The sequence below is a fragment of the Nonomuraea marmarensis genome, from assembly GCF_043197025.1.
Taxonomy (GTDB): domain Bacteria; phylum Actinomycetota; class Actinomycetes; order Streptosporangiales; family Streptosporangiaceae; genus Nonomuraea; species Nonomuraea marmarensis.
Window position 1 is genome coordinate 106880 of sequence record NZ_JBICRM010000010.1, and the last position, 26723, is coordinate 133602.

Here is a 26723-nt window from a genome sequence, read left to right on the forward strand (position 1 = left end):
GCGACGGCTCTGAAACAGCGCTTCCTGGAGACGGCTAAGGACTCGGCAGCGCTTTGGACGACGGCGATGGGGGTCAGGCCGAGAGGTCCCTCAGAGCGGTGTAGAAGGCGTGGTGGCGGCCCAGCTCGCGCTCGACCGGCTCGACGACCATGGTCGCCGACACCGCCGCCACCCTGCGACGCATCTCGCGCTCCAGCCGTTCCCGTTCCCGAGACGCCCCCAGCTCGACGAAGTTGCGGGACGCGATGCCCGACAAGGCACCCAACCCCAGCACCGAAGCCATCATGAGCCCCACCCACGGCAACGTCGCGCTGTCGCCCAGCAGCTCAAGCGCAGGCGGTAGCTGACCCGGCATGAGCAGGCCCGCCGCCAGCCAGGCCACCCCGGCCACGAACGCCGCCACCAGGAAGTACTGCCAGACCTTGAGCAGCCGCCACCACCCGGGCACCCGGTCGAGCTGCGGCGCCACCTCCGTGAGGTCCTCGGTCAGGGCCTGCGGGAGCTGCCCCGAGCGGGACCTGGCCGCCTGGTGCACGGCCGTACGCCACACCGGGTGCATCCCCATGGACAGCCCGTCCGCGAGCGCCTGCACGGCATTGGCCACCTCGGCGGACTGCGCGCTCACCGACCCGGTCGTGATGCCGCGGATCTCCTCGCCCACGTCCTCGAGCCGCAGGCTCTTCAGCGGATCGGAGCGGAACTTGGAGAACCACCGCGGGTACGGCCACCCGACCCACCGGCTGGACCGCTCCGCGTAGACGTTCTCCATGGCCTCGCCCACAGCCGGTACGCCCACCGCGTCGCACAACGCGTCCGTCAGCCCCATCCTGCGAGCCTCGTCGACCGACGAGGGCGCGGACAGGGCCTCGCCCAGCGGCATGGACTGGCTGAGGCGCTGCTCCAGCCGGTGGAGGTCGGCTTCCAGCTTCTGGATGGCGGCACGCCGGCGGGCGACGGCGGTCGCGATGACGCTCTTGAGGCTTTCGATGCCCCGCCCGGTGACCGCCGAGGTGGGGACCACGCTGGGGTGTTCGACGCCTTCGCGGCGCAGCAGGTCGTTGAGGTCGATGACCAGCTCGGCCAGCTCTTCCGCGGTCAGCCGGTCGGCCTGGTTGAGCGCGAACACGGTCACCGCCTCATGCCCCGCCAGCTCTGTCACATAGCGCCGGTGCGTGGAGGCGTCGGCGTATTTCTGCGGATCCAGCACCCACACCACCAGGTCGGCCAGCCCGATGAGCCGATCGGCCTCGGTGTCGGTGAGCGCCCTGATGGAGTCGTGGTCGGGCAGGTCGAGCAGGATCAGCCCATGGAGCTGGCTGTCGCCCTTGTCGAGCGCGCTGGCGCGCGAGAAGCGGTGCCGCCACTGGATCTGCAGCCAGTCGAGCAGCGGCCCCGCGCCCTCCAGCCCCCACACGCAGGCGTGGGTACGGGCGGTGGTCGGCCTGCGTACGCCCGTGGGCGACAGCTCCAGCCCGGAGAGCGAGTTGAACAGCGACGACTTGCCGCTGCCCGTGCCGCCCGCGAGGGCGACGACCGTGTGCTCCGACGACAGCTTGAGCCGGTCTCCGGACCGCAACAGCAGCCCGCTGGCCTCGTTGAGCAGCTTCTTGTCCAGCCGCCCAGGGCCCAGCTCCACCACTTTGGTGAGCGCGGACAACCGGGGAGCGAGCGCCGGCCTGGTGGTCATGGTGGTCATCGAGCGACCTCGAGGTTGTACGTTGCCTGGTAGAGGCGGGTGGCGACGGACTCGTCGGGAATGCCTGCGGAGTCGAGCGCTTGCACGTAACGCATGGATTCCTCGTCGAACAACATGCCGATCCTGGCCCGCAGGTCGCTGAGCGCCTTGGCCCCGATGCCGCGCAGCGACTCGGCCCCGAGCAGGGCGTTGACCAGCCGGTGCGGCACCCCTTCGCCGTTGCCCCCGCTGAACATCGCGACGGTGAAGATCAGCGCCAGCGAATCGGGGTCGAACGACACCAGTTTCGACACCGACCGCTTGGCCACGCCCTCCGTGCGTACGAGCTCGCTCAGGTGCTCCTGCCAGGAGGCGATGGCGCGGCTGGTGAGACGTACGAGATTGTCCGAGGGTCTTTCGAGGCCCTGGCCGAGCGTGCCGCCCAGCTCCGCGCGGTGCCGCCAGCGCGCGACCACCTCCTCGGCGGCGCGGTTGGCGGCAGCGACGATCACCGACTCGAGGCCGGCGCGGATCGCCGCCTTGAACGCCAGCACGCGCTCCGGCGCGTGCTTGGCCGCGCGGCCGCGCTTGCGCAGCTGCAACGAGCGCATGAGGTCGCCGGAGCCCGCGAAGTCCTGCCAGCGGGCCAGCACCTCGCCGTGCAGCAGCGAGCCGTTCTTCGACGCCTTGTCGATCTGGCTGAGCGCGCCGAGGAAGGCCGCCTCCACGTCGCCGCGCAGCTCGGCCCTGAACGCGACCTGCCCCTCCAGGTGCCTGGCCAGCGCGGGCACGCGGGTGCGGAAGCTGTCCAGCACACCGTTGAGAGTCTCGCGTACGGCCTGGGCCCGGCGCTCCTCGTCGACCGAGAGCTCGGCCAGCCAGAGCCGCAGGTCGAGGACCTCGCTGTCGGGCAGCTTGCCGTCGGTCACCTTCGCCTCGTTGATGATGAACCTGTCGATCTCGCCCAGGCCGTATTCGGTGAGCATGCGGACGAAGTGCTTCAGAACCACGTCGGCGGACTTGGGCTGAACCCTAGAGAGCACGATGGCGAGCCGGGCGCCGCGTTCCTTGGCGAGACGCAGCAGGTTCCATGCGGGGGCGTCGGCGTAGCGGGCGGCGGTGGTCACGAAGATCCACAGGTCGGCCGCGTCGAGCATGCGGTGCGCGACCTCGTGGTGCTCCTCGACCACCGAGTCGATGTCGGGGGTGTCGAGCAGCGCGACGCCCTGCGGGAGTTTCTCGGTCGCGACGACGACCATGCTGCGCATCCCGGCTTCCGGCGCCGGCTTGTCGAGGCGTTCGAGGCCGCCGAGCAGCTCTCCCTCCGCGAACCACTTGCGGTCGTCCGGGTGGCAGGCCAGGACGGGGGTGCCGGTGGTCGGGCGGCGTACGCCGGTGCGCGAGACGTTCTTCTCGGCGAGGGAGTTGACCAGGGTGGACTTGCCCGCCCCGGTCGAGCCCGCGATCACGATGAGGGCGGGCGCGGCGCTGGTCCTGACCCGGGGCAACACGTAGTCCTCGAGCTGGGCCAGCAGGTCGGCCTGCGCCTGCCTGGCCTCCTCCACGCCGGGCAGGTCGAGCCCGAAGCGCAGGTCGGCGACGCTTTCGCGGAGCATGTCGAGTGCCGTCATGAGCGTCTCGGCCGCCGCGGCAGGCAACTCCTCCGCACGCCCTTCCGCGTCGCGGGGCTGCTTCTCGTCCCGTGGTTCCGGACCGGACGACGACTCTTCGGACGGCTGCTCGACGGCCTGGGGCTCCTGCGCGTTTGGCGGGTCCGTGTCTGACGGCTGCCCGTCGGCTGCTGACGGCTGCTCGTCCGCCGATTCCAGCTCGCCGGAATCCTCGGCAGCTTCCGGCCGCACCGCCGATTCGGCGGGCGCCTCGGGGGTCCTCGATCCGGCGCGTCCTTCGGGGGTGCCGCGTCGAGCCGGAGCGGCGGCCGCCTCGACCGGCGGCTCCCCCTCCGCCTCGTCCCGCGAGTCGGGCGCGGCAGGCGCGTCCTGGGCGGGACGGCGCCGCTGGCCTTCCGGCCCGCCGAGTGCGGCGGGGCGTACGAAAAGGGAGGGCCTTTCGGCCTCAGCCGCGTCCGCGGCGGGCCGACCGGCCCCGCCTTGGCCAGCCGAAGCTGTGCGCTTGCCGGACGCGTCGCCCTCCGCCGCAGCGGGGCTGGTCCGGCCCGGGGTAGCGGTGCGCTTACCGGACGCGTCGCGCTCCGCAGCGGCAGCGGCTCTCCCAGAGACGGCCTGACTCGCACCGGCGACGAGCTTGCCAGACGGGTCGCGCTCCGCAGCGGCGGTGGGCTTCCTGGCCGGGGTCTTGGCCGTGAAAAGGCTCGGCTTCTCGGGATCGGGCTGCTCGCCGGACCCCGCGGAGTCGTCACCCACCTCGGAAGCCGGCGCCGGGGCAGACGCCTCCTCAGCAGCCGCGGCCCCATGGGCGGCGAGCTCCTCGGAAGCCGTAGCCCCTCCGGCGGCGAGCGCCTCAGAAGCCGAGGCGGGCGCCTCGGAAGCGGAGGCCCCTTCGGCGGTGGGCTCCGCGGCGTCCGGAGGACCGTCGCGCGTGGCCCGCCCGTCCTCCGGACGCCCGTCGCCGTGTACGGCCTCGGCGCCGTCCGAGGCGTCGTCGTCTCCCACCGGGCGGAAGCTCAACGTCTGCTCCCCCGGTGACTCCTGCCGTCCGTCATCCATGGCCGTGTTCACGGCAAGCGCTCCGCTCGAACCATCTCGACCTCCTGGCCGACCCTCACGACCTCGCCGACGATCACGATCGCCGGTGGCCGTATCCCAGCCGCGGACACGCGGTCGGCCACAGTGGCAAGCGAAGCGGTAACCGCCCGCTGGGTCGGAAGAGTACCGTCCTGCACCACCATTACGGGAGTCTCCGGTGCACGTCCGTCTCGAAGGAGCGCCTCGGCCACCTTCGCCAACCGCTCGACGGCCATCAGCAACACCAGCGTGCCCTGGGAACGGGCCAACGCGGGCCAGTCGACCGTCGACTTGGGGTCGTCGGGCGCCACGTGCACGGATATGACGTGGAACTCCTGGCTCACCCCCCGATGCGTCACCGGCACCCCGGCCGCCGCGGGCACCGCCACAGCGCTCGTGATGCCGGGCACCACCAGCACCGGAATGCCCGACTGGGCGCAGGCGATCATCTCCTCGCCGCCGCGCCCGAACACGAACGGGTCGCCGCCCTTGAGCCTGACCACGAACTTGCCCTGCCTGGCGCGGTCCACGAGCAGCTCGTTGATCGTTTCCTGGGGCAACGACCTGCCGTAGGGGACCTTGGCGGCGTCGATCAGCTCGACGTCGGAGGCGAGCTCGTCGAGCAGGGCGCGGGGCGCGAGCCGGTCCGCCACCACCACGTCGGCCTGGGCGAGCAGTTGCCGGCCGCGCACGCTGATCAGCCCCGGGTCGCCGGGCCCGCCGCCGACCAGGGCCACGCCGACCGGTTTGGTGCGGTTGCGCCGGGCGTCGACCGTGCCGTCGCGCAGTGCGTCCACGACCGCGTCCCTGATGCCGGCGGCCCGGCGCGGGTCGCCGCCCGCGGTGACCGCCACGCTGATCTCGTCGACCCGCCCCGTGGCGGGCGTCCAGGCGGCGGAGGCGTCCTTGTCGTCGGCTCGCACGCACCACACCCGCTTGGCCTCCGCCTCGGCGGCCACCGCCGTGTTGACGGATCGCTCGTCGGTGCAGGCCTGTACGAGCCAGGCCCCGTCGCAGTCGCCGACCTCGTAGGGCCGGTCATGCCAGGTCACCCTGCCCGCGGCGATCAGGTCGTCGAGGGCCGGAGTCACGCTTGGCGACACGACAGTGACCTCCGCACCGGCCTCTAGCAGCGCGGGCACCCGTCGCTGGGCGACGCGGCCGCCGCCCACGACGAGGACCCGGCGGCCGGAAAGCCGCAGGCCGAGGAGGTAGGGACCCATGGGGGGAATCTCCCGTTCGCGAAGCTTGTGTTTAGCAGCTAAACCTACCGGCTCCGAACGCGCCATTTGCTGCGCACGGGTTAACGACCGTCAAGAAGGGGCTGCCGAGGATCCCAGCGAGGCCCGCCCTCATCGTCCTTCCGGCGTCTGGCCATCGCTGACAGCGCCTCAAGGATAACCCGGTTTCCGAGGAAGGCTGTGATGTCCGCATGGTCGTACGGCGGCGCCACCTCGACGACCTCCATCCCGGCCACCGGAAGTTCGTAGCAGATCCGGCGGACGGAATCGAGGAGTTGCCTGGCCGAGAGCCCGCCGGGCTCGGGCGTGCCGGTGCCGGGCGCATGCCCCGGATCGCAGACGTCGATGTCGACGGACAGGAAGATCTGGTCGCAGTCGTCGAGCGCGATCCGGAACGACTCCGTCAGGCACTCCTCGAGCCCGCGCGCCACGATCTCCGTCATTTCGTAGGAACGCATGTTCTGGGCGGCCATCCAGTCCAGCGTCTCGGGCTCCGGCCAGTAGCCGCGCAACCCGATCTGCAGGAACCGGTCGCCGCGGATGGCCCCGGACTCGATGAGCCGCCGCATCGGCTGGCCGTGGCCGTACAGGTGGCCGAAGGCGATGTCCCCGGTGTCGGCGTGCGCGTCGAAGTGGATCATCGAGGTACGGCCCGCCGCGTGCGCCCTGGCCGTGCCCCTGGCGTCGGGCAGCGCGACCGTGTGGTCGCCGCCGAGCACCAGCGGGACGGCGCCGGACGCGGCGATGCGATGCACCGCCTCCTCGATCGCGGCCAGCGCGCCTTCGACGTCGCCCGAGTAGCACTCGACGTCACCCGCGTCCAGCACCCGCAGGTCGCGCAGCGCGTCCACCCGCAACGCCAGGCTCGGCCTGGAGCCGTCGTGCGGCAGGTAGCAGGCCTGGCGCAGCGCCATCGGGCCGAACCGGGCACCAGGCCGGTTGGACGTGCCCCCGTCGAATGGCGCGCCGATGATCACCACATCGGCGCCGTCGTAGCTCGCCGGTTCGTTGACGTCGCAACGTTCCACGCCGAGAAAAGTGATGTCCGGGCCGTACATCATGCCATAACGAGACACTGCTCACCTCCAGTGCCACCATCATCACACGGGCTTTTCGGTCACTCCCGCCGAATCGAACGTGGCCACGTCATGCAGCACCCGTACGGCCGCGCAGACCAGCGGATGCGCCAGCAGGCCGCCGGTGCCCTCGCCGAGCCGCAGCTCCAGGTCCACCAGCGGGCGCAGCCCGAGATGGGTGAGCGCGGCGGCGTGACCGGGCTCGGCCGAGCGGTGGCCCGCGACGCAGTGGTCGATCGCGGCGGGGTCCAGCGCGGCGGCCACGAGGGCGGCGGCGCCGGCGATGACGCCGTCGAGGATCACCGGCACGCGGGCCGCAGCGCCGCACAGGATGAAGCCGGCGATGGCCGCGTGCTCGAACCCGCCGACGGCGGCCAGGGCCCGCAGCGCCTCGCTGGGCGCCGACAAGCCGGCGGACAGACCGGACAGGCCGTTCACGCGGACGGCCTCGCGGACGACATCCACCTTGTGCTCGTACGTCTCGTCGTCGATCCCCGTGCCCCTGCCGGTCACCTCGGCCGGGTCCTTGCCGGTGAACACGGAGATCAGCGCGGCGGACGCGGTGGTGTTCGCGATGCCCATGTCCCCCGTGATCAGGCAGCGCGCCCCGGACGCCACCAGGTCGCGGGCCACGAGGATGCCGGCCTCCAGCGCTCGGACGGCCTGGTCAACGGTCATCGCGGGGCCTTGCGACAGGTCGGCGGTGCCGTACCCGATCTTGCGTTTGACCAGGTTGGGGGCGTCGGGCAGGTCGGCGGCGACGCCGACGTCCACCACGGTCACGGGCACCCCGGCCTGGACCGCGAAGGCGTTGGCGACCGCGCCGCCGGCCAGGAAGTTCGCCACCATCTGGACGGTGACCTCCTGCGGCCACGGGGTGACGCCGCGGGCGTGCACGCCGTGGTCGGCCGCGAAGATGGCCAGCGCAGCCGGCTCGGGCATGGGCGGCGGGCTGGCGCCCGCCGCGCCCGCGAGCCGGATCGCGACGTCCTCCAGCGCCCCGAGCGAGCCGCGGGGCTTGGTGAGGCGGTCCTGGTGGGCGCGGGCCTCGGCGAGCGCCACCGGGTCGGCGGGGCGAATCGCGGCGAGCGTCTCAGCGAGCACGGCAAACCTCCACATACGGAACGACTTACGGGACGAGTTGGAGCGCTTCCTCGTATCGGTCGATCACGACGTCGGCCAGGGTCTCGCAGTCGCCGATCACCTCGGCGCAGCGGATGTCGAGATCGGGGTGGCCGGCGCCGTACGCGAGCGCCTGCGCCCACACGCGCTCCAGCAGACCGCCCGCGAACAGCAGGTACGGCACCACGATCACCCGCTTGGCCCCCAGGCGGCGGCACCGTTCGAGCCCGCCGGGCACGCCGGGAGGGGTGACCGACACGAAAGCGGTCTCGACGGTCATGAAGTCGTAGGCGTGCGTCTCCCAGAACAGCCGCGAGACCCGGTGGATCTCGGCGTTGGCGGCCGCGTCCGTGGAGCCCTCGCCGACCAGGACGACCGCGGTCTCCCCCGGCTCGACGTGCGCGGGGAAGTCCTCGACGGACAACGCGTCGACGGCCCGGAGCCTGGGCCTGGCGCCCGCCAGCTCCAGCGCGCGCGGCTTGGAGATCTCGGCGGCGGCCTCGTTGAGCCGCTCGGCCAATAGCGCGAGCACGCGCGGGTCGGGCCCGAGCGGGCGGCCGTAGTCGTACATCAGCGTCGGATGGCGCAGTTGCTCCTCGGCCAGCGCGGCGGGGAACTCCTCGCCCACCCTGCTGAGGCTCAGGGGCAGCGCCACCAGCCGGTGGTGTCCCCTGGCGACCAGGGAGGCGACGGACTCGCTCAGCCGGGGCGTGGCGCGCTCCAGATAGCCGCCGGAGACGTCGGCGCCCGTCTGGTCGAGCCGGCAGCGGAGCCGGTGTACGAACCTGCCGAACTCCGCCGCGTAGGCGTCATCGTGTGAGCCCTGCCCGATCAGCAGGAGCGGCGGCTTCATTGTGAGGGATTCTCCGGTGCGGTAGACAAAGTCACGCGAGGATAACCGATGCGCCCCGGTAGGGAACAGGTCACGCTGTGTGCGCAGGCGTCGCGTGCACCACGAAAACGGGATCCGAGGCGGTCAGACGGTGTGAGCCGTCGGGGTCGAGCGTCAGCCGGGAAGCCAGGATCTGGGTGCCCTCGCCGCGGTAGCCCTGCTCGCGCAGCCGGTCGAGCACGGCCGAGACCTGCTCGACCTTGCTGACCGCGCACACGAGCGAACGCGGGCCGCGGGCGGCGCAGGCGACCACGACGTCGGGGCCACCGCCGCCCACGTAGACGGCGTCGGGGTCGGGCAGCGGCTCCAGCGCGGGCGGCGCCTGTCCCCTGGTCAGAGCCACTTTGACGCCGTGCCGGAGGACGTTGGCGCGCAGCTCGGCGCAGGCTTCCTCGTCGCGTTCGACGGCCACCACGGCCGCGCCCATCCTGGCGCACTCGACGGCGATCTCGCCGGCGCCCGCGCCGACGTCCCAGACCAGGTCGCCGAGCCGGGGACCGAGCTTGGCCAGGATGAACGCCCTGACCTCCGCCGGGATCCTGCTCTCGAACGGCAGCGCCCACTCGGCCGGACCCGGCTGGGCGCCGGCCACCCAGCCCGGCTCCTTGGGCTGGTGCAGCGGGTCGAGGACGAGCACCACGTCGGGGTCCTTCCAGGGCCTGGTGGTGGCCTCGCCCATGCGGCTGTGCGTGACCCGCTCGTCCGGCCCGCCGAGGTCCTCGCACACGATCAGAGCGCGTGGCGTGGTCGGCGCCAGCTCCCTGGCGATCTCCCCCGGGCCGACTCCCGGCGCGACGAGCAGGGCTACCTTGGGGTGCGCGCGGCAGGCGTTCACCACCCGGTTGAGCTGGCGCGGGCCGGACGGGGCGACGACGAGCGCGTCCTCCCAGCTGAGCCCGGCGCGGGCGAAGGCGCGGGTGACCAGCGAGATCGCCGGCAACACGGCCGGTTTGAGGCCGTGCGCCCGCAAAGTCCGTACGACGCCGAAGAAGCCGGGATCGCCCTCCGCGACCACGACCGCGGGGCCTTCGCCGTGCTCGAGGTGGTCGTCGAGGGTTTCGAGCAGCGACCCGTCGGCCATGGTCGGCGCGGTGAGCTTGAGCTGCCCGAGTATGGAGTCGGGACCCACGACGAGCTTGGCCTCGTGCAGCTTGGCCACCGCCCTGGCCGAGAACTCGTGTCCGTCCCAGCCGACAACCGTGATCATTGCGCCTCACCGTCCTCATCTCAAGGGTGACGGCTGCGGAGGGGTTTCACAAAGGGTACGAAGGTCAGTCCGGCGTGCCCTCAGGCCAGGTCGGAAGGGATGAGGCTGTAGACGATCAGATCCTCGCCGCCGAGCGAGGCCCGGGCGACGCCCTCGCGGACGAAGCCCGCCTTCTCCGCCACCCGCTGGGAAGCCGCGTTGGCCAAGTTCGCGCGGAGCTGGAGCCGGGCGAAACCGTGCCGCTCGAACAGCCAGCGCGCGATCGCCAGCACGGCCTCACCCGCGTACCCCTTGCCGCGAGCCCATGGGGCGGTCATGTAGCCGATCTCGGCCGTATGGTCGTTCCAGTCGAGGTCGCGCAGGTCCACGTTCGCGGCGAAGCGGCCGGTTTCCAGCTCTTCGACGGTCCAGGTGATGCCCGCGCCCCTCATCCGCCTGCGTTCGGAGCCGTCGATGAACGCCCGCGCGTGCTCCTCCGTGTAGCCGCGCGGCATGCCCGTGTTGGCCTGCGTGAAGGGGTCGGCGCCGGTGGCGGCCAGGTCGGGGACGTCCGCGACGGTGGGCGGCCGCAGCAGCAGCCGCTGGGTACGCAGTTCCGTCCTGGGCAGCGTGCCGGCGGGCAGGCGGCCGTCGCCGCGCAGCAGGCCGAAGACGACGAGGTCGTGCGGGCCGTCGTCCTCCATGACGGCGGCACGGAGCACGCCTTCCCAGGTGAAGCCCGCTTTCTGGGCCACGCGGAGCGAGGCGACGTTGTCCAGGTTGGCCGTCAGGTCGATCCTGCGCAGCTCGGTGGTCGCGAACACCCAGTCCACCAGCCCGCGCACGGCTTCGGTGGCGAAGCCGCGGCCGCGGTAGAGGGGGTGCACGCCGTACCCGACCTCGGTCGTGCCGGCGCTCCACGAGGTCTTGAACAGGCTGATGGCGCCCACGATGAGGCCGTCGGCACCGGTCATGGCCAGGTGCAGGCCCTGGCCCGAGCGGCGCAGCTCGTGCACGCCATTCGAGAGCCACTGGACGATGCCGGACGCCGTGGCGGGCGCGCCGGGCGGCAGGAACCGGGCGCCGGACCGCACGATCGCGCGGATTCTGGCGGCGTCCTGCGGGCCGAACGGCCGGAGCGTGAGCCGTTCCGTGGCGATGCTCACATCAGGGACGAACACGCTCGGCAGGGTACACACTCGCGATGTTTGCCCACGAAAGCGGGGGTAGGGGCGGATTATGGAACAACGTGGGAGCGACAAGCACAACCCCCGCCTGGACGATCAGCAGAAGCATGAGACCGAGGGCCTGGTACGCGGCGGCGGCACCACGCACGCCGAGGAATGGAAGCAGCCCGAGGCCATGCCGGCGCCCGGCGAGGAGTCGCAGCAGTCGTACCCGCCAGGACACGTGCCGGGCACCCCGGAGGGCATCACGCGACACGGTGTCGATGTCCGCAGCGATCTCGCCAAATGGCTGAGCGACGCCCATTGGCCCGCCTCCAAGGACGATCTGGTACGTCACGCCCAGCGTGTGTCCGCTCCTGACGAAGTGGCCGACATGGTCGAATCCCTCCCAGAACGCCGCTACACGAACGTGGCCGACGTGGCCAAGGCCCTCGGGCTCGGCGTGGAAAAGCGGAGGTGGTGAGCGGTGCGGCTCGACTTCATCCGCCCGTTGTACGAGCGGCGCGGCCCGTACGCGTCCGTCTACCTGGGCGGGCTCACCGGGCCGGAGCGGAAGGCCCACTGGCACAGCGTGCGCGACCGGCTCGACCGGAAGGTGGACCCCAGGACCCTGGACGCCCTCGAAGAGGAGGCCACCCAGGCCGCCGCCGGGCGGGCATTGTTCGCCACGCACGGTGACGTGGTGCTGGCCGAGTCGCTCACGCGGGCGCCGTACGAGCTGGCCAGGTGGTCGCCGTTGCCGCACGTCACGCCCATGCTCATGCAGCGCGGCGAGAACGTTCCGCACATCCGGGTCATCGTGGATCACGCGGGGGCGGAGCTGACGGTGTTCGCGGGCGGGTCGCCGCGCAAGGCCACCGTGGAGGCCGCCTCGTGGCCGCTGCAGAAGACCGCGCAGGGCGGCTGGTCGCAGAAGCGGTACGAGCGGGCGGTGGACGAGACGTGGGAGAAGAACGCGGTGGCCGTCGCGCACGAGATCGACGAGCAGGTCCGCCGTATCGGCGCGGAGCTGGTCCTGGTGGCCGGGGAGCCGAAGTCGCGCTCGTACCTGCTGCAACATCTCGGCACCAAGTCCGTGGACCGGGTCATGATGGTCGAGCATGGCAGCCGCTCGGACCACGGGCAGTTCGAGGAGGACGTGGAGCGGGCCCTCGACCAATGGCTCGACCACAGGCGTAGCCAGCTGATCGAGCGGCACCAGGAGTCCGGAGGACCGGTCGGGATGGCCAGGGTCGCGCACGCCCTGCGCGAGGGCAGGGTGCAGGCGGTGCTCTCGCCCGGCGAGCTGCCGAAGGGCGTGTGGACCGGCGAGGGCGGCACCCAGCTCGCCACCGACCCGGACGAACTGCGCCGCTGGGGCGTCGAGGAGCCGATCGAGGAGCGTTCGGACTCCGCCCTGGCCAGGGCCGCCGCGATGACGGACGCGGAGTTGTGGTTCACCGACCGCGTCCCCGACGTGGCGGCCGTGCTCAGGTACTGATGATCACTTCCAGCGTCCTTGGGCCGTGCACGCCCTCGACCCGGTTCAGCTCGATGTCGCTGGTGGCCGACGGGCCGCTGATCCAGGTGAGCGGGCGCGACGGGTCGAGCCTGGCGATCGCCTCCGGCACGCAGGAGACGATCTGCTCGGCTCGCACCACGCACAGGTGGTAGTCGGGGACCAGCGTCTGCGCCCTCGTACCCTGGCCAGGGCCGTGGTCCAGGACGATCGTGCCGGTCTCCGCGATGGCCACGGCGCAGTTCGTGATCACGCCGTCGGCCGTGTTCAGATCCGTCCAGCCCCCTTCCCAGTCGAAGCCGTCGGGGACGATCATGCGGCGCTCGCCCACGCTCTCGGCGATCCTGCCGGGCACCTCGGCCTCAGGGATCACCCGCACGATCGCGCGGTAGTCGTCCACCCGCTCGGCGAACAACCCCACGAGGTCCTCCACCTGCTGCGTCGTCCGGTAGTTCCGCGGAATTTCCACGTCCCCCGCGCCGGCGACGGCCTTGCCGATCCTGGCGAGGATCTCCTCACGCGCGCTCATTCCGCTCCCTGCCCCATGGGTCGCTCACCGCTCCTCACTCGCTCCGCGGAGTCCCTCCTCCGTCGGGCCTCCACTCCACTCGCTGCGTCGGGTTCGCTCCCACCAGTCTCTGAAGGATTCTTCCGGCACATCGGGCAGGTCCCTGGTGTCGGTCCACGCCGACAGCGGTCCCGGCAGCCGTTTGGGCACCAGCTTGCGCAGGCGGGTGGCCGCGCGTTGCGCCTTGGCCAGCCGTTCGTGGTCGTTGAGTATCCAGCCGACGACCTTCATGCCCGCCCGCTCGGCCGCCGCGTGCGGGGCCTTGGCCCGCAGGTCCACCAGGACCTCCGGGATGTCGATGGCCACCGGGCAGGCGTCGTAGCAGGCGCCGCACAGGCTGGAGGCGAACGGCAGCGAGGCGTCCAGCTCCGACGACATGCCCCTGAGCTGCGGGGTGAGGATCGCGCCGATCGGTCCTGGATAGACCGAGCCGTACGCGTGTCCGCCCGCCCGCTCGTAGACCGGGCACACGTTCAGGCAGGCCGAGCAGCGGATGCAGCGCAGCGCCTGGCGGCCCACCTCGTCGGCGAGCACGTCGGTGCGGCCGTTGTCGAGCAGGACCAGGTGGAAGTCCTGGCCTTCGACGGCGCCCGTCCACATGCTCGTATAGGGATTCATCCGCTCGCCCGTGGAGCTTCTCGGCAGGAGCTGGAGGAACACCTCCAGATCCCGCCAGGAGGGCAGCAGCTTCTCGATCCCGACGACGCTGATGAGCGTCTCCGGGAGCGTCAGGCACATGCGGCCGTTGCCCTCCGACTCCAGCACCACCAGCGTGCCGGTCTCGGCGATCATGAAGTTGGCGCCGGAGATGGCGACCTTGCTCTTGAGGAAGCGTTCGCGCAGGTGGAGCCGGGCCGCTTCGGTCAGCGCGGGCGGGTCGTCGGTCAGGTCCGGCGAGACCTTGGGCATCTTGTCGAGGAAGATCTCGCGGATCTCCGACCTGTTGCGGTGGATCGCCGGGACCAGGATGTGGCTGGGGAAGTCGTCGCCGAGCTGCACGATCAGCTCGGCCAGGTCGGTCTCGTACGCGGTGATGCCCTGCTCGGCCAGCGCCTGGTTGAGCTCGATCTCCTGGGTGGCCATGGACTTGACCTTGACCACCTCGGTCTCGCCGGTGGCCTTGACCAGGTCCGCGACGATGCGGTTGGCCTCGGCGGCGTTCCTGGCCCAGTGCACCGTGCCGCCCGCCCTGGTCACGGCCGCTTCCGCCTGGATCAGGTAGCGGTCGAGGTTGTGGAGGGTGTGGTCCTTGATCGCCTTGCCGGCCGCGCGCAGCTCCTGCCAGTCGGGCAGCTCGCCGACGACGGCGGCTCGCTTGTCGCGGATGGTGTGGGTGGCTTTCCGGAGGTTGTAGCGAAGCTGTGAGTTCTGTACGGCTTCCGCCGCATTTTGCGGGAAATTTCCGGGCATGCCGAGGAATGTCGAGCTCATTGGGCCTCCTCCGTGGATGCGAGGATCTCGGCCAGGTGCATCGTCCTGACGCCTGTCTTCTGGCGGCTCAGCGTGCCGCCGATGTGCATCAGGCACGAGTTGTCCGCCGCGCACAACACTTCGGCGCCCGTGTCCAGGATGCTGCGAGTCTTGTCGGCGCCCATCGCCGCGGAGACGGCCGGGTTCTTGACCGCGAACGTGCCGCCGAAGCCGCAACATTCCTCCGCTCCGGGCAACGGCACCAGCTCCAGCCCGCGGACGTTCGCGAGCAGCCTGGTGGGCCGGTCGCCCAGGTGGAGGCTGCGGAGCGAGTGGCACGTTGGGTGATATGTCACCCGGTGCGGGAAATATGCGCCGACGTCATCGGTCTTCAGCACATCGATCAGAAATTCGGACAGTTCGTAGACCTTCGGCGCGACCTCGGCGATCGCCGCCGCTCCCCTGCTGCCCGGCTTCGCCAGCTTCGGGTACTGCTCGCGCACCATGGCCGCACACGACCCCGACGGCGCGACGACGGCGTCGTACCCGGCGAAGACCTCGGTGAAGTGCCGCGCCAGCCGTACGCCCTCCTCGCGGTAGCCGGTGTTGACGTGCATCTGGCCGCAGCACGTCTGGGCGGCGGGGAAGTCCACGTCGCAGCCGAGCCTGCGCAGCAGCGACACGACGGCCTTGCCGGTGCCGGGGAAGAGCGTGTCGTTCACGCACGTGATGAACAGGGCGACTCGCACGGCTCTCCTTCCAAAGTATGGTCCGACCACAGTATGGTCAGACCATATCGAATCCCACTCTTTCCGGCCAGGGAGGCTCCGTTGGACGGCAGCGGCTGGCGTCCCGTCAAGCGAACCCGGACGTTCGAGGACGTGCTCGCACAGATCGAACGGCGCATCGCCGAGGACGGCCTGACCGCGGGCGACCGGCTGCCCGCCGAACGCCAGCTCGCCGAGCAGCTCGGCGTCAGCCGCTCGTCGGTACGCGAGGCCATGCGCGTGCTGGAGACCCTCGGCGTGGTCTCCTCGCAGGTGGGCCGGGGTCCGGACGCGGGGGCCGTACTGACCGCGCGTCCCGACACGGCGCTGACGGACCTGCTCAGGCTGCACCTCGGCCTGGCCAGCCTGGAGCTGCGGGAGGTCATCGACACCCGGCACATGATCGAGCAGTGGGCCGCCGCCCACGCGGCCTCCGCGCGAGCCGGCACCTCCGCGCTCGCCGCCGCCCTTTCCGGGATGGACGGGGCGAAGACGGCGGAGGAGTTCGTGGAGCACGACACGGCCTTCCACTGCGCGATCGCGGACGCCTCGGGCAACCGGCTCATCGCCGCCATCATGCGGTCGCTACGGGACTCGATGCGGAGGTACGCGGTCGAAGCGGTCGAGCGCCTGGGCGACACGTCGATCCTGCGAGCCGACCACGAGCGCATCCTGCAGGCCATCGACCGGGGCGACGCAGGCGAGGCCGCTCGAGCGATCTCCGACCACCTGGCGCACGCGTATCCGTCGCTGTTCGATCATTGACGGGTATCGGCCTCCCTGCAGTTGGCCCCCGAGCAGGCCATCATCGCCTGCAGCCGCTGCTCCAGGTCGACCAGCAGCGCGGGATCGGCGTTCTCGGCCAGGTTGTACAGCTGGTACGGATCCGAGGTCAGGTCGTAGAGCTGCGTCTCGCCCGTCTCGTACCGGACATAGGCATACCGCTCGGTACGCAACGCCTGATAGGCGGGCACCGGGGTCTGGGCGGCCGACCCCCGGTTGGTCGGCCTCCTGAACTCGACCAGCACGTTCCGCCGCCACGGCGCCGGCGGCTTCCCCTTGACCGGCGGACTCCCCTTGAGCAGCGGCACCAGCGACCGCCCCTCGGCGAACGGCGGCGCCGTGGCCCCGCCCAGCGCGGCGATCGTCGGCGCCAGGTCCACCGAGGCCCCCAACTGGCCGATCGTGGAACCGGGCCTGATGCCGGGGCCGCGGACCACGAGCGGGACCTTGATCGCCTCCTCGAACGGGGTGGTCTTGCCCTGCCTGAGCCGGTGCGTACCGAGATGGAAGCCGTTGTCGGAGGTGAAGAAGATGTAGGTGTTGTCGAGCTTGCCGGACTCGCGCAGGGCCTGCACCACCGAGCCGACCAGGTCGTCCACGCCCAGCATGGCCCGCAGCCTGGCGCGGTAGCGCTCGTCGACCTCGTCCAGGCCGGGCTGCAGGATCTTGGGCCTGGTGCGCAGCCAGAGCGGCTCGTCGCTCACGTCGTCCTGGTTGAACGACGGTGTCCGCGGCGCCATGGCCGTCGGGAAGGCTCCCACGTGCCGGACGGCCGGGTTGGCCGGGTTGTGCGGGCCGATCGGCGCCAGATACAGGAAGAACGGCTCCTGCGACCCGGCGATGAAGTCGTGGGCCTTGCCGGCCAGCACGTCCGACAGGTAGTCCTCCTCCGACCAGCCGTAGTCGTACAGGGCGCCGTTCTGGTTGAGGCGGTAGCCGTACTCCTCGTAGAGGTCGCGCACCGGCACGTCCCATTCGTTCCATCCGGGCGGCACGAACGTCTCCTCGGCCGTCGCCCCCGGATAATGGTTGAGGTATTTGCCCATGAGCCCCGTGCGATATCCGGCCTGCTGCATCCAGGTCCCGACTGTGGAACGTTCCAGACCTAGGGCGTGGAAGCGGTCGAAGCCGCCTTCCGGCGCGGTGTTGGTCATCACGCCATGGCTGTGGACGTACTGGGAGCGCAGGATCGACGCCCTGGACGGGCAACACCAGGAGTTGGCCACGAAGAACCGGTCGAACGAGGCGCCCTGGCGGACGAGTTCCTGGGTGATGTTCGGGAAGTACTGCAGCGTACCGGTTTCGAGGTCGTCGGCCGCGATGAGGACGATGTTCGGCCGGGAGACGCCTTCGGCCATCGTGGGCTCGGCCGCCGGCAGCAGAAGGAGCAGCAGGCAGACGAGACGACGTAGACCCATGAGCACAGAGTGTGACTACCCCGGAAGATCCTCCATTGACACTTTCGGCCGCCGCAGCCGTAATAGAACTTAATTCCGGAGGTGTCACATGAAGCTCGGCTTGAACCTCGGCTACTGGCAGCGCAACGCCGACGACGCGACAGAATCGGTGCTGGCGGCCGAGCGGCTCGGCTACGACTCGGTATGGACGGCGGAGGCGTACGGGAGTGACGTGTTCACCCCCCTGGCCTGGTACGGCGCCCGCACGACCCGCATCAAGCTGGGCACCTCGATCGCCCAGCTCTCGGCCCGGCCGCCCGTCACGACGGCGATGACCGCGATGACCCTGGACCACCTCACCGGCGGCCGCCTGCTGCTCGGTGTGGGCGCCTCGGGCCCGCAGGTGGTGGAGGGCTGGTACGGCCAGCCGTTCGCCAAACCGCTGGCCAGGACGCGCGAATACGTGGACATCATGCGACAGGTCTGGCGCCGCGAAGAACCGGTCACCAGCGACGGCGACCACTACCCGCTGCCGCTGGCGGGCGGCCTGGGCAAACCACTCAAGCTCATCACGCATCCGCTCCGCCCGGACATCCCCGTCTATCTCGGGGCGGAGGGCCCGAAGAACGTCGCCCTGGCGGCCGAACTGGCCCAGGGGTGGCTGCCGCTGTTCGCGTTCCCGGAGAAGATCGAGGAGATGTACGGCGGGGCGCTGTCGGGCGCTCCCGAGGGCTTCGACGTGGCCGCCATGGTGATGGTGGTGATCTCCGGCGACGTCCGCTCCGCGCTGGACGGCGTGAAGATGATGCTCACGCTGTACATCGGCGGCATGGGAGCCAAGCAGCGCAACTTCCACGCCGACATCATCGGCAGGATGGGCTACGCCGAGGCCGCCGAGCACATCCAGGCGCTCTACCTGGCCGGGCGCAGGGACGAGGCGTTCCGGGCGATCCCGGACGAGCTGGCCGACGGCATCTCGCTCGTCGGCCCGCCCGGGCGGATCAAGGAACGGCTGGAGCTCTGGCGCAAGAGCCCGGTCACGAGCCTGCTGGTCATGGGGCCGCGCGACGAGCCCTCGCTGAAGCTGGTCCGCGACCTGGTGCTGGGCTGACCGGCTAATCGGGGCGCGGCGCGGGGTCGGCGGTGACCGACCTCAGCAGCGGCCTGCTCAGCGCGCCCGCCCCGATCACCCCGGCGAAGCCGACGACCACGCAGGTCACCAGCGTGATCACACCGATCGCTTGCATCCCACCGATCATGAACGGCACCGCGCAGAACACCCCCGCCAGGATCGCCCCGCCGCCCATCACCGTGAGCGGGATGAGCGTCTCCGCGCGGCGGGCCCGGTCGAGCACCTCCAGCGGCGTGCCGGCCAGGCGCAGCAGCCCGTACGTCTGCCGCCGGTCCAGGATCGACGACGCGGCCGTGATCCCCGAGCTGGCGATGGCCACCAGGAACGACACCGACAACACCACGATCGTGCCCACCCGGATGTCGGCCAGGATCTGGATGCCGAAGCGCTCGTCGTCGGCCTCGGTCGTGGCGGTGCGGCCGGGGACCAGCCCGGCGAGCGCGGTGCGCGCCCGGTCGATCGCGGCCGTGCCGGCCTGGCTGCCGAGAGCCGCGGTCACGAGCCGTTCCGAGCGTCCCTGCTGGGAGACCTCCACCGTCGCGCGGACCCCGGCCTCGCGCAGCCGGTCGCGAGCCTGGTCGGCGATGGCCGTGGCCTGCGTGACCGGCACGGAGAGCCGCAGCTGGGGAGGCTCCTGAGAGCCGCTGAACGCCGAGGGGTTGAGCAGGCCGAGGAAGCCCGCCACGAACCCGGTCAGCGCCACGCCGCTCACCGTCCGCCAGGCGGAGCGCGGATCGTCGACCAGCCGGCGGCCGGCGAGCAGCCGGGCGGGCCTGCGCGCGCTCGCGGCCGTGATCCGGCCGATCAGGCCGACCACCCAGGGACCTGCCAGATTGAGGCACAGGAACGCCAGGCCGAGCGCCACGGCGACGAGCGCGACGCTGGATCCCCTGCTCAGCACGGGGAACGCGGCCAGCACCGCCAGCAGGGCGAGCACCCGTACGAACCGCATGGCGGGCGGCGTCTGCCGCTTGGCCACCCCGAGCGGGCTCACCACGACGCGCCGCAACCCCGCCACCGCCGACAGCCCCACCAGCAGCGGCACCGCGACCAGCACGGCGGCCAGGACCAGCGGCCCTGGGAACAGGTCCGCGACGAACCACGGGCCGCCCCCGATCGAGATGCCGGCCAGCAGCGGCGCGGCGGCCGCGTAGACGGCGGCGCCGAGCAGCACGCCCGCCAGGGCGACGAGCACGGCCTCGGCCACGGTCATCCGGATGACCTGCCCCGGCGTCGCGCCGACCAGCCTGAGGGCGGCCAGCCGCTGGTCGCGCCGGGCGACCGTGAGCCTGGCCGCGGCGCCGCCGAACACCAGCAGCGGCACCACCATGAGCACGCTCGCGACGAGCGTGAGCGCGCGGTACGCCTCGGAGTCCTCCGACGGCGTCCCCGCCAGGCTCGCCACCTTGGCGGGGCCCTTGCCGACGATCCAGTCCTGCTTGCGAACCGCCGTCATCGCGGGCGCGTCCGGCTCGTGACCGACGACCGCGACCAGTTCGCCCGGGTGGACCAGCGCCTCGTCGCCGAGCACGCCCTTGGGGTCCGGGTAGCGCCTGGCGAGCTGGTCGGCCGGGAGTTGCCTGGCCAGCTCGGCCAGCGCCGGGGACAACCACACCTCGCCGGGCCCGGGGAAGCGGGGCAGGCCCGGCAGCCGAGCTCCGGCGGTCGCGTCACCGTTGAGCGCGGCCAGGTCGACAACGGTGATCTCCCGGTCGCCGACGTAGTCGAAGCGCGCCGCCTCGATCGCGACCGCCCCTGAAGTCGCGGGTACGGGGTTGCGCCAGGCGCCGCGCTCGCCCCTTGCCTCGAAGGCGAAGTTCACGGCCACGGCGAACAGCAGCAGCGCCGTGGACACAGCGACCGCGCCCAGCGTGAGCCAGGTGCCCAGCATGCCCTTGCGGCCGCCGCCTTTGAGCAGCCGCCAGGTCAGGTCGAGGTTCACGCGCGTACCCCGCCCGCTGCGAGGAGCCGGCCGTCGCGGACCTCGACCGTGTGGTCGCACCAGGAGGCCACGTTCGGGTCGTGCGTGACGACGATCAGGGAGGCGCCGTTGTGCCTGGTCGCCTCCACGAGCAGCCGCATCGTGTCGTGCCCGGTCTGCTGGTCGAGCGCCCCCGTGGGCTCGTCGGCGAACACCACGGCCGGCTTGCTCACCAGTGCCCTGGCGATGGCCACCCGCTGGGCCTGGCCGCCGGACAGCTCCCCCGGCCGCCTGGCCTCCATGGCGTGCAGGCCGAGTGGCGCGAACCACTCGCGGGCCTGCCGTACCGCCAGGGCCCTGGGCACGCCGCCCAGCATGAGCGGGAGTGCCACGTTCTCCTCGGCGGGCAGCTCGGGCAGGAGCTGGCCGAACTGGAAGACGAAACCGAAGCGGGTGCGGCGCAGCGCGCTGCGCCGGCGCTCGCGCATCGTGTCGATGCGCTGGCCGAGCAGGTGCACCTCGCCCGCGTCCGGCTTCATGATCCCGGCCAGGCAGTGCAGCAGGGTCGACTTGCCGGAACCGCTCGGGCCCATGATCGCCACGGCTTCGCCGGCTCGTACCGTGATGTCCACGCCGCCCAAGGCGACCGTCTGCCCGAACCGCTTGGTCAGGGCTCGTCCAACAAGCACGTCGTTCATGGCGTACAGACTCTCGGCGGGGCAGGGGGCGGCGGATCGGCCGTGAGTCCATATCCGCCTCGGCCGAACGGCTGATCCTTAGAGTTGGAACCGTGACTATTCGGGTTCTCATCGCCGACGACCAGCAACTGGTGCGTACCGGCTTTCAGATGATTTTGGACGCACAACCGGACGTGGAGGTCGTGGCCGCGGTGGCCGACGGTGCCGAGGCGGTGTCGGAGGCCAGGCGGCTCAGGCCGGACGTGTGCCTGCTCGACATCAGGATGCCCAAGCTCGACGGGCTCGAAGTGACCCGGGCACTGGCCGGGCCGGGAGTGGAGAAGCCGCTGCGGGTGGTCATCGTCACCACGTTCGACCTGGACGAGTACGTCTACGGAGCCCTGCGCTCCGGGGCGACCGGGTTCCTGCTCAAGGACAGCGGGCCCACGCTGCTGATCGAGGCGGTCAGGGCGGCCGCGGCGGGCGACGCGCTGGTGTCGCCGTCGGTGACCGTGCGGCTGCTGCAGCACCTCGCCCAGCCCCGGCGGACCGCGCTGCCGCCGAACGACCCGCTGACCGATCGCGAGCTGGACGTCGTGCGCCTGGTGGCCAGGGGGCGGACCAACCAGGAAGTGGCCGGCGAGCTGTTCGTGTCACTTTCCACGGTCAAGACACACCTTGGCAGTATCCAGGCCAAACTCGGTGTCCGAAATCGAGTTGAAATCGCAGCTTGGGCGTGGGAATCCGGCGTGGTGAGCTGATTAACTGCGGGGCTCCCGGGATAGAAGTGAATCAGAACCTCAGCGCATGGCCCGGGGGGAGAACAACGTGCGCTACACACAGGCACCGCCTACTAGAGCCGCCTCTGCCGTATATGTGACGCTTGCCGCGCAGGTCCTCTCCCTCGGCGCCCTCGTGATCTTCGAGCATTCCCGCGGCCGCCACCTGGCCGCCCAGCTCGCCGCGTTCGGCGGCCGGCCCCAGGGGGCCGACGCGGAGGCGGTGGTGGGGGCGGTGACGGTGTTCGCCGTGCTGATGATGCTGGTGGCGGGCACCTCGATCGCGGCCGCGGCCGCCTACGTGACCTGGCTGGTGCGAGCCAGGCAGGCCAACGACCGCTCGGCCGCCTCAGGCCCGGTCGCCGCCGCCTGGCTGATCCCGTTCGTCAACCTGGTGGCGCCCGCGGTGCTGGTGGACGAGGTGTGGCGCGGCACCAGGCCGCCCGCCGGGCAACGCGCGCGGTGGCTCGGGCTGCTGGCGGGGTGGTGGCTGAGCTGGCTGACCACGCTCGCGCTGATCATGATCCGGCTCCCGCTCGACTCCTCCGAGGGCGACCTGACGGGGGTGGGGGTGCTGGAGCTGGGCTGCTCGGGGGTGGCCGCCCTGCTGTGCGCCGCCACCGTACGCGAGCTGACGCGGCTGCAGTGCGACTCCCACTCGGCCCGCGCCGAGGAGCCCGGCACGATACACACCTTCGCGTCGCAACCACCTCACCCGACCCCGGGCTCCACCCCGATCGGCCGCACCGGTTAGGCCGCTGTCGGGCCTGAGCTGCCCTGGCTGGCGTGCCAGAGTTGCCGGGGCGGGTTCGCGATGGCCGGGCCGAGGTCGGCGTAGGGCGAGAGGCGGAAGCCGTTGGCGTACTCGATCTTGCCGCCGCCGACCCCCGCGAGCTCCTCCGGCGCCCGGGCGAGGTGGGCGCGGACCGCCTCGATGCCCTGGGAGCGCCAGAGCGCGTCCAGGTCCGTCAGGTTCCAGCAGTCCACCGCGCGCATCGACACCGCCCGCGTGCCCGTGCGCCGGACCACTCCCCTGGCCAGCATGAGCCACGAGCCGAACACGGTCGACGCGCACCGCCCCTGCACCGACTCGAAGAACGTCAGGTCGATCGGCCCCGTCGAGTCGTCGAGCGTGGTGAAGATGACCCGCTGGCCCGAGCGCACGGCCGGGGTCTGGGTCGCCACCTTGACCCCGGCGACCAGGATCTTCGCGCCGTTGCGTTGCGCGAGGAGATCTCTGGAACGTACCACTCCGATGGCGTCGAGCAGCTCGTCGTGGAAGCTGATGATGTGCCGGCTGATGTCGATGCCCAGGATCTCCAGCTCGGCCTCGACCATCTCCGTCTCCGTCATCTCCGGCAGCTCCCCGGGCGGGAGATGCTCGCTGAAGCCCAGTGGGAGCTGCACGGACGGCTGGTCCACCGGGGAGGGGCGGGCGGTGTAGCGCCTGGACTTGCGCGGGCCCGCCCGGACGCCGATCGCCGAGGCCCGGTCGAGCGCCCCCACCTGGGCGATCAGGTCGCGGCGGGTCAGCTCGCCAGGACGCCACCGTGGCCCGCCGGGGTGCAGGTCGTGCAGCGCGTCCAGGCCGCCGACCTGGACGATCCGCTCGATCGTGGGCCGCGAGGGGCGGGCGCGGTCCCAGAAGTCGGCCAGCGACGTGTACGGCTGCCCGGCCACCATGCGTTCGACCTCCGCCTCGCTCACCCCCTTGATCGCCGAGAACGGCACCCGCAACGCGTACCCCTTGCCGATCTCCTCGATCTTGAACTCCCGCCGCGGCTGAGGGCCTTCCAGCGCGGAAGGACGTACGCGCAGCCCGAGCCGTTCCACCCGCCAGTCCTTGCCCGACTTGTTGATGTCGAGCGGCAGGATCTTGATCCCGCACTGCCTGGCCTCGTCGATGATGACGCGCGGCGGGTACATGCCGGGCTCGTGCGTGAGCACCCCCGCGAAGAACGCCGCCGCGTGATGCCGCTTGAGCCAGGCCGACTGGTACGTGGGCAGCGCGAACGCCGCCGCGTGCGCCTTGCAGAACCCGAACGCCCCGAACGCGTCCAGCACCTGCCACGCCCGCTCCACGGCCGCGTCGTCGAACCCGTTGGCCTTGGCCATGGGGACGAACGTCCTGCGTACCCGCTGCCGCCCCTCCGGCGTGTCCAGCGTGCGCCGCAGCTTCTCGGCGAACGACAGGTCCCGCCCCGTCATCACCTCGATGATCCTCAGCACCTGCTCGTGGAACACCACGACGCCGTGCGTCTCCTTCAGCGCGTCCCGCAGCCCCTCGTGCGGATAGTACGGCTGCCGCCACCCGTGCCTGGCCTCCAGGTAGGGGGTGACCATGTCGGAGTTGACCGGACCCGGCCTGAACAGTGAGATGTCCACGATCAGGTCGTGCATCGTGCGCGGCTCCAGCTTGGCCACCAGCTCCCGCTGGCCAGGCGACTCGATCTGGAAGCAGCCGAGGGTGCGGCTGGCGCAGATCATGTCGTAGGTCTCCTGATCGTCGTGCGGGACGTACTGAACATTTGGTTGGACGTCCGGGTGGTCGTCGCCCTGCTGGATGTCCAGCTCGACCACAACGTCGTCCACGCGCTTGATCTCGCCCAGCGCGTACGCCAGGGCCGACTGCATGCGCACGCCCAGCACGTCGAGCTTGAGCAGCCCGGCCTCCTCCACGTCGTCCTTGTCGAACTGCGACATCGGGAACTCCAGCAGGCTGCGTTCCACCGGCGTCCGGTCGCGCAGCCCCGAGTTGCCGATCAGCACGCCGCACGGGTGCAGCGCGATGTGCCTGGGCAGCCCGTCGAGCTTCTCCGCCAGCCGGAACACCCGGTCGAGCCCCGCCTCGCCGAGCCGGCTCTCGCGCAGCTCCGGCAGGTCGCTCAGCGACGCGGTGATCTGCCTGGCCCTGATGTGCGGGAACGCCTTCGCGATGGCGTCGATTTCGTGCGGAGGCAGGCCCATCGCTCCGGCGACGTCGCGAATGGCGCTGCGTGCCCGGTAGGTCTCCATCATGGACACGCAGGCCACGCGCGCTTCGCCGTACTGGTCGAAGATGGCCTTGTAGCAGTCGAGCCTGCGGGCCGACTCCACGTCCACGTCGATGTCGGGCAGCCCGATGCGGCCCTCGGAGAGGAAGCGTTCCATGAGCAGGCCGTGGTCGAGGGGGTTCACCTCGCCGATGCCGATGAGGTAGTTGACCAGGCTGCCCGCTCCCGAGCCGCGGATGGCGCAGCGGATGCCCATGCCGCGGATCATGTCCGTGATGCCGGCCACGGCTATGAAATATCCGGACAGGCGCTTCTGCTCGATGATGGACAGCTCGGCCTGGAGGCGTTCCCTGGCGTCGTCCGAGCGGTTGAGGCCGCGCGAGATCAGCCCGTCCTCGGCGCGGTGGCGCAGCAGCGGCACCGGGTCGCGGCCGATCTCGGGCAGATGCCAGTTACCGGTCTTGAGCGCGAGCAGTTCGACCGGCTCCATCGAGCACGCCTCCGCCAGCCGCCTGGTGGTGAACAACAACCGCGCCACCCGCTCCTGGTCCGCGCCGCAGACCTTGGCCGCCACCTGCCACATCTCCTTGGTGCTCTTGAGGTAGGCGTGCGAGGTGGTGCGGTCCAGGTGGCGCGGGTGCAGCGGGACGAGCTGGCGGGCCGCGTCGAGCACGTCGCCGACCTGGTGGTCGGCCGGGTCCAGGTAGCGCGCCGCGTTGGTCAGCACGGCGGGCACGCCCATGGACTCGGCCAGGCCGAGCATGCGCACGGCCGTGATGGCGTCGCGGAAGCCGTACTGGTCGACCAGCTCGATCACCACGCCGGGCACCGCGGCCCGCCACAGGCCGAGCAGCGTCCTGGCGTGCTCGTCGCGCCGCTCGGCCACCGCGCGGCCCACGTCCGACCTGGGGCCGAGCAGCACCACGAGCCCGTCCTCGGCGCCGAACCCATGATCGCCGCCCGGCCCGCCGGCCCACTGGCCGACCAGCTCGCGGGTCACCTTGGGAGCGCCGCGCTCGCCCGCATAGTGGGCGGCCGTGACCAGGCGGCACAGGCGGGACCAGCCCTTGCCACGGGCCAGCACCGTGACGCGGTCCTCGGCGTTCGGCCCGGTCCTGGGGCGCGGCGTCCGGATCCCCGGAACCGGGGTGAAGGCCGAGGCGGGGACGTCGAGCGCCAGGTTCACGCCGAAGACCGGAGAGATCCCGGCCTCCGCGCACGCCTGCGCGTGCTTGATCGCGCCGTAGAGCCCGTCGCGGTCGGTCAGCGCCAGGATGTCCATGCCATGCTCGGCCGCCCGGCTCACCAGCGTCCGCGGGAAGGCGGTGCCGTAGCGCATGGAGTACGCGGAGCACATGTTGAGGTGCGGGAACGGGGGCGCCATCAGTCCCACGCCCGCAGCAGCAGCCAGCCGTTGCTGGCGGTGTCGTAACGCAGCTCGTACGAACCCACCTCGCGCCCGGGGCTGGCCTCCACCCGCCAGAACTGGCGCTCACCCGGATCGCCCTCGCTGGTCTTCCACCACTCGCGCGCGACCACCCAGTGGTCGAGCACGCGGCGGACGATATAGAGCCGGTCGCGCCAGACGAACTGGGTCGGCTCCCCGTCCCTGGTCCACACCTCTATCGGATCGCCATAGAGTCTGCTCAAGACGCTTCTCCCCGCGGCTCTGGTCGTTTGCTAAGCCACCCGGGGGAAGACGGGCGCTACGACT

Annotated in this window: 22 protein-coding genes; 6 read left to right on the forward strand and 16 right to left on the reverse strand. The window is 71.3% G+C overall.

Going from position 1 to position 26723, the window contains the following annotated elements; all coding sequences use genetic code 11:
* Nucleotides 1–73: 73 nt before the first annotated feature.
* The 8 genes from ACFLIM_RS18675 to ACFLIM_RS18710 all read right to left on the reverse strand — a co-directional run bounded on the left by ACFLIM_RS18675 (nucleotide 74) and on the right by ACFLIM_RS18710 (nucleotide 11078).
* Nucleotides 74–1696 (reverse strand): GTP-binding protein, encoded by a 1623-nt coding sequence (locus tag ACFLIM_RS18675; protein WP_393167028.1) that lies wholly within the window; start codon nucleotides 1694–1696, stop codon nucleotides 74–76.
* Complete coding sequence (locus ACFLIM_RS18680) at nucleotides 1693–4374, reverse strand: dynamin family protein (RefSeq protein WP_393167030.1); 2682 nt, start codon at nucleotides 4372–4374, stop codon at nucleotides 1693–1695. The genes ACFLIM_RS18675 and ACFLIM_RS18680 overlap by 4 nt, the downstream gene beginning before the upstream one ends.
* A complete protein-coding gene (gene cobA / locus ACFLIM_RS18685) occupies nucleotides 4371–5603 on the reverse strand; it encodes a uroporphyrinogen-III C-methyltransferase (RefSeq protein ID WP_393167032.1) in 1233 nt (410 codons plus the stop codon). Before cobA ends, ACFLIM_RS18680 begins: the two co-directional genes overlap by 4 nt.
* 80 nt (nucleotides 5604–5683) lie before the next feature.
* Nucleotides 5684–6682, reverse strand: coding sequence for an agmatinase (gene speB / locus ACFLIM_RS18690; RefSeq protein WP_393167034.1), 999 nt, complete (start codon nucleotides 6680–6682; stop codon nucleotides 5684–5686).
* 39 nt (nucleotides 6683–6721) lie between these two features.
* Nucleotides 6722–7801, reverse strand: coding sequence for a nicotinate-nucleotide--dimethylbenzimidazole phosphoribosyltransferase (gene cobT / locus ACFLIM_RS18695; RefSeq protein WP_393167036.1), 1080 nt, complete (start codon nucleotides 7799–7801; stop codon nucleotides 6722–6724).
* 25 nt (nucleotides 7802–7826) lie between these two features.
* On the reverse strand, nucleotides 7827–8672 hold the full coding sequence (locus ACFLIM_RS18700; protein WP_393167038.1) for a sirohydrochlorin chelatase: 846 nt from the start codon (nucleotides 8670–8672) through the stop codon (nucleotides 7827–7829).
* A gap of 70 nt (nucleotides 8673–8742) precedes the next feature.
* On the reverse strand, nucleotides 8743–9918 hold the full coding sequence (gene cbiE / locus ACFLIM_RS18705) for a precorrin-6y C5,15-methyltransferase (decarboxylating) subunit CbiE (RefSeq protein ID WP_393167040.1): 1176 nt from the start codon (nucleotides 9916–9918) through the stop codon (nucleotides 8743–8745).
* An 80-nt stretch (nucleotides 9919–9998) separates the two neighbouring features.
* On the reverse strand, nucleotides 9999–11078 hold the full coding sequence (locus tag ACFLIM_RS18710) for a GNAT family N-acetyltransferase (RefSeq protein ID WP_393167042.1): 1080 nt from the start codon (nucleotides 11076–11078) through the stop codon (nucleotides 9999–10001).
* A 58-nt stretch (nucleotides 11079–11136) separates the two neighbouring features.
* On the opposite strand from ACFLIM_RS18710, the gene ACFLIM_RS18715 reads away from it, so the two are divergent.
* Nucleotides 11137–11547, forward strand: a complete 411-nt coding sequence (locus ACFLIM_RS18715) for a DUF2795 domain-containing protein (protein WP_393167044.1) — start codon at nucleotides 11137–11139, stop codon at nucleotides 11545–11547.
* A gap of 3 nt (nucleotides 11548–11550) precedes the next feature.
* Nucleotides 11551–12564 (forward strand): baeRF2 domain-containing protein, encoded by a 1014-nt coding sequence (locus ACFLIM_RS18720; RefSeq protein WP_393167046.1) that lies wholly within the window; start codon nucleotides 11551–11553, stop codon nucleotides 12562–12564.
* On the opposite strand, the gene ACFLIM_RS18725 is transcribed toward ACFLIM_RS18720, so the two are convergent.
* The 3 genes from ACFLIM_RS18725 to ACFLIM_RS18735 are packed head-to-tail and all read right to left on the reverse strand — an operon-like array spanning nucleotide 12554 to nucleotide 15309.
* Nucleotides 12554–13111 carry a LutC/YkgG family protein gene (locus ACFLIM_RS18725; protein ID WP_393167048.1) on the reverse strand — a complete coding sequence of 186 codons (558 nt, stop codon included), beginning with the start codon at nucleotides 13109–13111 and terminating at the stop codon, nucleotides 12554–12556. The two genes, ACFLIM_RS18720 and ACFLIM_RS18725, sit on opposite strands and share 11 nt — an antisense overlap.
* Nucleotides 13112–13135: 24 nt before the next feature.
* Nucleotides 13136–14581 (reverse strand): lactate utilization protein B, encoded by a 1446-nt coding sequence (locus ACFLIM_RS18730; protein ID WP_393167050.1) that lies wholly within the window; start codon nucleotides 14579–14581, stop codon nucleotides 13136–13138.
* Complete coding sequence (locus ACFLIM_RS18735) at nucleotides 14578–15309, reverse strand: (Fe-S)-binding protein (protein WP_393167052.1); 732 nt, start codon at nucleotides 15307–15309, stop codon at nucleotides 14578–14580. The genes ACFLIM_RS18730 and ACFLIM_RS18735 overlap by 4 nt, the downstream gene beginning before the upstream one ends.
* Before the next feature lie 81 nt (nucleotides 15310–15390).
* Here ACFLIM_RS18735 and ACFLIM_RS18740 point away from each other — a divergent pair, with 81 nt between their 5' ends.
* Complete coding sequence (locus tag ACFLIM_RS18740; RefSeq protein ID WP_393167054.1) at nucleotides 15391–16092, forward strand: FadR/GntR family transcriptional regulator; 702 nt, start codon at nucleotides 15391–15393, stop codon at nucleotides 16090–16092.
* Here ACFLIM_RS18740 and ACFLIM_RS18745 read toward each other — a convergent pair.
* Nucleotides 16086–17528, reverse strand: a complete 1443-nt coding sequence (locus ACFLIM_RS18745) for a sulfatase family protein (protein WP_393167056.1) — start codon at nucleotides 17526–17528, stop codon at nucleotides 16086–16088. The genes ACFLIM_RS18740 and ACFLIM_RS18745 overlap by 7 nt on opposite strands.
* An 88-nt stretch (nucleotides 17529–17616) precedes the next feature.
* On the opposite strand from ACFLIM_RS18745, the gene ACFLIM_RS18750 reads away from it, so the two are divergent.
* Nucleotides 17617–18618: an LLM class F420-dependent oxidoreductase gene (locus ACFLIM_RS18750; protein ID WP_393167057.1), complete on the forward strand. Its 1002-nt coding sequence runs from the start codon at nucleotides 17617–17619 to the stop codon at nucleotides 18616–18618.
* A gap of 4 nt (nucleotides 18619–18622) precedes the next feature.
* Here ACFLIM_RS18750 and ACFLIM_RS18755 read toward each other — a convergent pair whose 3' ends face one another.
* Both ACFLIM_RS18755 and ACFLIM_RS18760 read right to left on the reverse strand, forming a co-directional pair.
* Complete coding sequence (locus ACFLIM_RS18755) at nucleotides 18623–20581, reverse strand: FtsX-like permease family protein (RefSeq protein ID WP_393167059.1); 1959 nt, start codon at nucleotides 20579–20581, stop codon at nucleotides 18623–18625.
* Nucleotides 20578–21258, reverse strand: a complete 681-nt coding sequence (locus ACFLIM_RS18760; RefSeq protein ID WP_393167061.1) for an ABC transporter ATP-binding protein — start codon at nucleotides 21256–21258, stop codon at nucleotides 20578–20580. The genes ACFLIM_RS18755 and ACFLIM_RS18760 overlap by 4 nt, the downstream gene beginning before the upstream one ends.
* Nucleotides 21259–21350: 92 nt before the next feature.
* Between ACFLIM_RS18760 and ACFLIM_RS18765 the strand changes: the two genes are divergently transcribed.
* Both ACFLIM_RS18765 and ACFLIM_RS18770 read left to right on the forward strand, forming a co-directional pair.
* Nucleotides 21351–21998: a response regulator gene (locus ACFLIM_RS18765; protein WP_393167063.1), complete on the forward strand. Its 648-nt coding sequence runs from the start codon at nucleotides 21351–21353 to the stop codon at nucleotides 21996–21998.
* A gap of 67 nt (nucleotides 21999–22065) precedes the next feature.
* On the forward strand, nucleotides 22066–22770 hold the full coding sequence (locus ACFLIM_RS18770) for a DUF4328 domain-containing protein (RefSeq protein ID WP_393167065.1): 705 nt from the start codon (nucleotides 22066–22068) through the stop codon (nucleotides 22768–22770).
* Here ACFLIM_RS18770 and ACFLIM_RS18775 read toward each other — a convergent pair.
* Both ACFLIM_RS18775 and ACFLIM_RS18780 read right to left on the reverse strand, forming a co-directional pair.
* Nucleotides 22767–26393: a DNA polymerase III subunit alpha gene (locus ACFLIM_RS18775; protein WP_393167067.1), complete on the reverse strand. Its 3627-nt coding sequence runs from the start codon at nucleotides 26391–26393 to the stop codon at nucleotides 22767–22769. The two genes, ACFLIM_RS18770 and ACFLIM_RS18775, sit on opposite strands and share 4 nt — an antisense overlap.
* On the reverse strand, nucleotides 26393–26659 hold the full coding sequence (locus ACFLIM_RS18780; protein ID WP_393167069.1) for a DUF6504 family protein: 267 nt from the start codon (nucleotides 26657–26659) through the stop codon (nucleotides 26393–26395). Before ACFLIM_RS18780 ends, ACFLIM_RS18775 begins: the two co-directional genes overlap by 1 nt.
* Nucleotides 26660–26723 lie beyond the last annotated feature (64 nt).